Annotated in this window: 7 protein-coding genes; 4 read left to right on the top strand and 3 right to left on the bottom strand. The window is 67.7% G+C overall.

All coding sequences use genetic code 11. The features are described 5' to 3' along the window. Both JMF90_RS18040 and JMF90_RS18035 read right to left on the bottom strand, forming a co-directional pair. A partial coding sequence (locus JMF90_RS18040) for a sensor histidine kinase (RefSeq protein ID WP_201325282.1) occupies nucleotides 1-811 on the bottom strand: 811 nt, incomplete at its 3' end. Then, nucleotides 798-1,463, bottom strand: coding sequence for a response regulator transcription factor (locus tag JMF90_RS18035; protein ID WP_011694626.1), 666 nt, complete (start codon nucleotides 1,461-1,463; stop codon nucleotides 798-800). The genes JMF90_RS18035 and JMF90_RS18040, both read right to left, overlap by 14 nt. 237 nt (nucleotides 1,464-1,700) lie before the next feature. Between JMF90_RS18035 and JMF90_RS18030 the strand changes: the two genes are divergently transcribed. The 4 genes from JMF90_RS18030 (at nucleotide 1,701) to JMF90_RS18015 (ending at nucleotide 4,850) form a co-directional block, all read left to right on the top strand. Then, nucleotides 1,701-2,726, top strand: a complete 1,026-nt coding sequence (locus JMF90_RS18030) for an ABC transporter substrate-binding protein (protein ID WP_011694627.1) — start codon at nucleotides 1,701-1,703, stop codon at nucleotides 2,724-2,726. Between the two features lie 129 nt (nucleotides 2,727-2,855). Then, nucleotides 2,856-4,166, top strand: a complete 1,311-nt coding sequence (locus JMF90_RS18025) for an MFS transporter (RefSeq protein WP_011694628.1) — start codon at nucleotides 2,856-2,858, stop codon at nucleotides 4,164-4,166. A gap of 112 nt (nucleotides 4,167-4,278) precedes the next feature. Beyond that, nucleotides 4,279-4,554: a YlcI/YnfO family protein gene (locus tag JMF90_RS18020; protein ID WP_006482105.1), complete on the top strand. Its 276-nt coding sequence runs from the start codon at nucleotides 4,279-4,281 to the stop codon at nucleotides 4,552-4,554. After that, the gene (locus JMF90_RS18015) at nucleotides 4,551-4,850 is read left to right on the top strand and encodes a type II toxin-antitoxin system RelE/ParE family toxin (RefSeq protein ID WP_027808612.1); all 300 of its coding nucleotides are present in this window, start codon (nucleotides 4,551-4,553) and stop codon (nucleotides 4,848-4,850) included. Before JMF90_RS18020 ends, JMF90_RS18015 begins: the two co-directional genes overlap by 4 nt. A 36-nt stretch (nucleotides 4,851-4,886) precedes the next feature. On the opposite strand, the gene JMF90_RS18010 is transcribed toward JMF90_RS18015, so the two are convergent. Next, on the bottom strand, nucleotides 4,887-6,629 hold a 1,743-nt coding region (locus tag JMF90_RS18010; RefSeq protein ID WP_201325281.1), incomplete at its 5' end, for a sensor histidine kinase.

Genomic DNA, 6,629 nt, shown 5'->3' with positions numbered 1-6,629 from the left:
ATTCGCCGTCGAGCAGCTCGATCTGCGCGTCGAGCCGCGCGAGCGGCGTGCGCATCTGGTGCGCGGCGTCAGCGATGAAGCGCTGCATCGCGTTGATCCGCTCGGCGAGGCGGTGCATCAAGCCATTGATCGACCCGATGATCGCGTCGATCTCGCTCGGCGTATCGACGGCCACGGGCCGCAGGTCGGCCGGGTCACGCGCGGCGATGATCGCGCCGATCTGCGCGAGCGGGCGCAGGCCGCGCCGGATCGCGAGGCCGCTCGCACCGATCGCGAGCACGCTCATCAGCAGGATCAATGTCCACACCTTGAAGCTCATGTCGTTCGTCAGTTGCTGGCGCGCGTTGGTTGTCTGCGCAACCGTCACGAGCGCCCAGCCCGGCGTACTTTCCTCGGGCATGAAGCGCGCGATCGTCGCGGTGCGCACCCGATGCCCCTGGTAAACGGCGTTCGCGAACGCCGGGCCCTGCTTCGCGGCGGCGAGCGTCGCGGGGCTCGCGAGATCGTGGTAGCCGGCAACGACCACGCCGCGCGAATCGACCACCTTGTAGTAGACGAGGTCGTAGCGCGACAGCGTCGACAGCGCGGCCACCGGCGGGTTCAGCGCGAGCACGCCGCCTTGCACGTACAGGTTTTCCGCGACCTGGATCGAGGCGCCGGCGAGCAATTGATCGTATGCACGTTCGGCGGCGACGCCCGCGTAGTAGCGCGCGATCGCCGCGAGCGCGAGCGCGCCGGTCGCGACGACGAGCGCGATGAACAGCAGCGTGCGGCCGAACAGCGTCTTCGGGAACCAGTCAATGCGCGGCAATCTGATACCCCATTCCGCGTGCGGTGCGGATCTCGACCGAGCTGCCCTGCAGCTTCTTGCGCACGCGCGTCACGTATTGCTCGACCGCGTTCGCGGTCGGCTCGTTGCCGAAGCTGAACAACTGGTTCAGCAGTTCTTCCTTCGAGAAGATGCGCTGCGGGCGGCTCGCGAGGATTTCGAGCAGCGCGAATTCCTGGCGGGACAGCGACAGCGGCTGGCTGTCGAGCTCCGCGAGGCGGCTGCTGCGATCGATCACGAGTCCGCCGAGCGTCAGCACGTCGTTCGCGTGGCCGCTGTTGCGGCGCAGCAGCGCCTGCACGCGCGCGTCGAGTTCGCGGTAGTCGAACGGCTTCACGAGGTAGTCGTCGGCGCCGAGGCCGAGGCCGCTCACGCGGTCGTCGATCGCCGAGCGCGCGGTGACGAGCAGCACGGGCGTCGTGCTGCCCGACGCGCGCAGGTGGCGCAGTACCGTGAAGCCGTCCATGCCGGGCAGGTTCGCATCGAGCACGACGAGATCGAAGCGCTCGACGCGCAGCAGCCCGTTCGCGGTCGCGCCGTCGGTTTCGAGATCGACGGCGTGGCCGAGCCGGGCCAGCCGGCTGCGGATCGCCGCGCCGATTTCGGCATCGTCCTCCACGACGAGAATGCGCATGGTGCCGTTTGCAGGTAGGTGAATTAGGGGTTTTCCCGGGGCCGGGATGTCAGCATTTTCTCAGACTCGGCCGATAACCTGTGTCGAGCCGGAAGCAGGATGCAAGGACGGCATTAATACCAGAAATATTCAAGGAGACGGCAACATGCAGCATGTCACGGGCACGACGAACGCGCGCCACGGCGCCACGCCGGCTTGCGCGTGGCCGCCGGCCGTCGGCCGCACGGCGGCACGCGCATGACGACGTCGCCGCGCCGCCGCGCGTTGATCGCAGCCGGGCTCGGCGTGCTGGGCGGGCTCGGGGCGCCGGCGCTGGTGCGCGCGAAGCCGCGCACGGTGCGGATCTCCAAAGGCTATGGCGTGCTGTACCTGCCGTTGCTCGTGATGGAGAAGCAGCGGCTCTTCGAGCGGCACGCGGCGCGTCACGGCGTGCGCGACGTCGCGGTCGAATGGGTGCTGCTCGACGGCGGCAATTCCGTCAACGACGCGATGATGGCCGGCACGCTCGATTTCGCGGGCGCCGGCGCGCCGGGTTTCATCGAGCTGTGGGCGCGGGCGCGCGGCATTCCGAACGTCGAGGTGATCGGCATCAGCGGGCTGTCGACCACGTCGCTGTCGCTGAACGCGAACCGCGCGGGCCTCGCATCGCTGCGCGACTTCACGTCGTCCGACCGGATCGCGGTGCCGGGCATCCGCACGTCGCTGTCGGCGGTCGTGCTGCAGATGGTCGCGAGCCGGCAGCTCGGCCCGACGCATTTCGCGCAGCTCGATTCGATCACCGTGAACCTGCCGCATCCGCAGGCGATGCAGGCGCTGATCCGCCGCGAGAACGGCGTGACCGCGCACTTCACGTCGCCGCCGTTCTCGACGCTCGAATTGCGGCAGCCGGGCATTCATCGCGTGGTGAGCTCGGTCGACGTGCTCGGCCCGATGACGCTCGACGTCGTGTTCGCGCCGAAGCGGCTCGTCGATGCGGAGCCGGCGCTCGCCGTCGCGTTTCTCGGCGCGCTCGACGAAGCGAACCGCCTGATCGCGCAGGACCCGCGTGCGGCGGCGGCGCTCTATGCGGCGTCGTCGGGCGTCGGCGTGTCGCACGACGACGTGATGCGGATGCTCGCCGCGCCCGACACGCGCTTCTCGGTGTTGCCGAACCAGCTGATGGACTACGTCGAATTCCTGTACCTGGCCGGCACGATCAAGGCGAAGCCGCGCGCGTGGCGCGAGATGTTCGCGCCGATGCTCGACGACTACCGGTCGGGTTGAGCTACGCCCGTCGCGATCCGGTTCCGTTCATCGAAACACCTCGCGCCGGCGCGTTCGTCACGCGCGGCGCAGATTCAACCGATTCACCGATTCAACCGATATGCAATCGATTCACCCAAGGAGCCTGAAGTGAACGCTACCGACACCCTGGACCCCGCGTCCGCCGAAGAACAGCGCATCATGTCGAAGATGGCGCGGCGCCTGCTGCCCATCCTCGTCGTGATGTTCCTGATCGCGTTCATCGACCGGCAGAACGTCGGTTTCGCGAAACTGCAGATGGTGCACAGCCTCGGCATGACGGAAGCCGCGTTCGGGCTCGCGTCGTCGCTGTTCTTCATCGGCTACCTGCTGTTCGAGGTGCCGAGCACGCTCGCGCTGCATCGCTACGGCGCGCGCGTGTGGCTTGCACGGATCATGCTGACGTGGGGGCTCATCACGGTGCTGATGGGTTTCACGACGTCGATGCCCGCGTTCTGTTCGCTGCGCTTCGTGCTCGGCATCGCCGAGGCCGGCTTCTATCCGGGTGTGATCTATTACCTGACGCTGTGGTTTCCGCAGAGCTACCGCGCGAAGGTGCTCGGCATCTTCACGCTGGGCAGCGCGCTCGCGAACATGCTCGGCTCGCTGGTCGGCGGCCTGCTGCTGAGCCTGAACGGCGTGTGGGGGCTGGCGGGCTGGCAGTGGGTGTTCGTCGCGACGGGCATTCCGGCCGTGGTCGTCGCGATCGTCGTGTTCCGCGTGCTGCCCGCATCGTTTCGCGAAGCGCGGTTCCTCGACGAGCGCGAGAAGCAGATCGTCGCGGCCGCGCTGGAGCGCGAGAAGCCGGCGCAGGCCGAGCACGGTCAGCCGTGGAAGGCGCTGCTCGATCCGCGCGTGATGCTGTTCGCGGCAACCTACATGCTGATGTCGACGTCGTTGTACGGCGTCACGTACTGGTTGCCGACGATCGTGAAATCGTTCGGCGTGTCGAGCACGATGAACGGGTTCCTGAGCATGCTGCCGTGGGCGCTCGCGGTGGTGCTGCTGGTGTGGCTGCCGTCGAAGCTGCGCCGTGCGAAGAGCATCCTGCGCACGATCGCGATCGTCGCGGCGCTCGGCGCGCTCGGCTTCCTGCTGAGCCTCGTGCTGCCGTCGACGCCGCTGCGCTTCATCGCGCTCGTGCTCGGCGGCGCGTGCATCCCGCTGCTGTATCCGTGCTTCTGGTCGATGCCGCCGCGCTATTTCACCGGCGCGCGGGCGGCCGCGAGCGTCGCGGCGATCAACTCGATCGGCAACCTCGGCGGCTTCTTCAGCCAGAACCTGATGCCGTTCGCGGGCAAGGTGACAGGCACCGCGTTCGGGCCGATGATCGTGCCGATCGTGTGCCTCGCGCTGCTCGGCGTCGGCGCGCTGGTCGCGTGGACGCGCTCGGAGCGGGGGATGGTGGCGGCGCGGGCGTGATGGACGGCCGGGGTTGTGGCCCCGGGATACTTGGATTAGGCCGAACGGCCGACTGCACGCGAAAAAGCGGGTGTGCTACCATGCATTACATATGTAATGCATGGAGTGTGCGATGAAAACCGCGACCATGCCGGCGCTGCGTGTCGATCCGCAATTGCGGGAGGAGGCAGAGTCGGTCCTTGAGGAAAACGAGACGTTGTCTGCGTTCATGGAGTCGGCGCTGCGCGACGGGATCGCGCGTCGCCGTCTGCAACGCGAGTTTGTAACCCGTGGCCTCGCATCACGCGACGAGGCGCGTCGTACCGGTGAATACGTCGATGCCGCCGACGTGCAGGCCGAACTCGAGGGCATGCTGAAGGCTGCGCGTGCAGCGAAGGCGGCTGATTGATCTATCGGGTCCGATATACACGTGCGGCCCGTGAGGATCTGGTACGGATGTATCGATACTTGCTCGAACGTGATGTGGATGCGGCGGCGCGGGCTGTGGACGCGATCGAACAAGGTGTCGCCATGCTCCGCATGTTTCCGTTCACATGCCGCAAGGTCGATCACGGAAATCCATTTTTGCGCGAGCTGATCATGTCCTTCGGCACGTCGGGCTATGTCCTGCTGTTCGAGATTGAAGCAGCCGAGCAAGTTACGATTTTAGCCGTACGACACCAACGGGAAGATGATTACCACTGATACGTGACGATGCGGTGGTTGTCGTTGCCGCGTTGGTCAGCGATTGATTCGCGAATCCCTGTCCCCGCCATGCGCGACCGCGACGGGCGCCGGCGACAGCGGAATCTCGACCTCGACCGTTGTCCCCTCGCCGAGCGTCGTCGCGATCCGCAGCGTGCCGCCGACCAGATACGCACGCTCGCGTAACCCCACCAGCCCGAACGACGCCGACTTGCGCGGCACCGCGGGATCGAATCCCGCGCCGTCGTCGCGTATCGTCAGCGCGATCGCTTCGCCGCCGCACACGAGTTCGACGTCCGCATGCGACGCTGCCGCGTGCCGGGCGACATTCGCGAGCGCTTCCTGCGCGATGCGGAACACGGCCGTCGCATACGGCTCGTCGAGTTGCAGCTCCGGCGGCTCGACGCGCAGCGAACAGGCAATCCCGTGACGATGCCGGAAATCCTCCACGAGCCATTGCATCGCGGCCGCGAAGCCGAGATCGTCGAGCATCAGCGGGCGCAAGTCCGACGCGATGCGGCGGGTCGCGGCCACCGCGCCGCGCGCGAGCGCATGCATCGCCGCGATCTTGCGTGCCAGCGATGCGTCGTCCTGCGGCACGTGGTCGATCAGCCATTCGAGATCGTTCTTCAGCGTCGCTAGCGTCTGCGCCAATTCGTCGTGCAGTTCGCGCGCGATGCGGCGCTGCTCCGCTTCGCGCGCGCTGGCGCTGATCGCGGCGATCTCGCGCAGCTCCTCGCGCGAGGCCTGTAGCGCCCGCTCCGCACGTACGCGCTCCTCGACTTCGCGCCGCAGGTCGCGGTTCGACGCGCTCAGTTGCGCGGTGCGCGCGGCGACGCGCTGTTCGAGCCGTTCGTTCGCATCGTTCAACTGCGCGCTTTTCTGCACGACGAGCAGATGCTGGTAGCGCGCGCCGGCCAGCGCGCGCACCGTCTGCGCATGCAGCCGGCCGTTCTCGAACAGCATCGCGAACAGCACGACGCCCGACGCGACGAGACCATACGCGCGCCCCGCATAGAAGCCGAGATCGAAGCGCCCGTGATTGAGCATCGACGACAGCGCGATGTCGAACAGCCACGCGACGAGCACCGTCATTACCCACAGGTCGAGCACGGAATGGCGGCGCCGCTGCCGCCACATCAGCATCAGCGCGACGAGGTTCAGGCCCCAGACGACCGTGATCGCGTTCGTCATCGTCGAGGTCATCCGGTTGCCGCTCATGATGTGCGGCAGCAGCGCGTGGCCGACGGTCGCGAGCAGCGCGAGCGCGGCCGTCGCGCCGCCGGCGGCCACGAGGCAGAGGACGACCGGAATCGCCGCACGCCGCTGCGGGGCCGGAGCCGGGCGCCCGCGCGACGTCGCGCGCAGCAGTGCGTACGCGGCGACCGACAACGGAAAGCCGCCATGCCAGAACAGGTACAGCCATGCGGTGGTCTGTTCGCCGGCGCCGAGCAGGCCGGTCGGCGTGAACAGCCCGGGGAAGGTCAGCATGTGCGTGCCGGCCATGAACGCCGTGAACAGGTAGCCGCCCGCCAGCACGAGCAGCGGCTTCTCGCGCAGGATCGCGTACTGGCCGAGCAGCAGGCCGGCCGTCACCATGTCGTTGATCACGATCGCCGACTGGTACACGGGAATGAACGCCCAGCCCGGCGTGAGCGGCATGGCCGCGAACGGTGCGAGCGCGGCGAAAATCACGGCCGATACGAGTACCGTCGCGAGCGCGAGCCGCTGCTCGCGCCGGCCCGGCGGCAGCGACGACATGAACAGACGCGACGTGTC

Origin of the sequence: Burkholderia sp. E168m23 (assembly GCF_016586125.1) — a bacterium.
In the GTDB taxonomy this organism is placed as follows: domain Bacteria; phylum Pseudomonadota; class Gammaproteobacteria; order Burkholderiales; family Burkholderiaceae; genus Burkholderia; species Burkholderia orbicola.
Note: the sequence above shows the minus strand (reverse complement) of the source record. Positions and strands in the feature narration are given on the sequence as shown.

Excerpts from the sequence above, each read along its gene's own strand:
- JMF90_RS18020 (WP_006482105.1), top strand. The coding sequence starts at position 4,279 with ATGAAAACCGCGACCATGCCGGCGCTGCGTGTCGATCCGCAATTGCGG.
- JMF90_RS18030 (WP_011694627.1), top strand. The coding sequence starts at position 1,701 with ATGACGACGTCGCCGCGCCGCCGCGCGTTGATCGCAGCCGGGCTCGGC.
- JMF90_RS18035 (WP_011694626.1), bottom strand. The coding sequence starts at position 1,463 with ATGCGCATTCTCGTCGTGGAGGACGATGCCGAAATCGGCGCGGCGATC.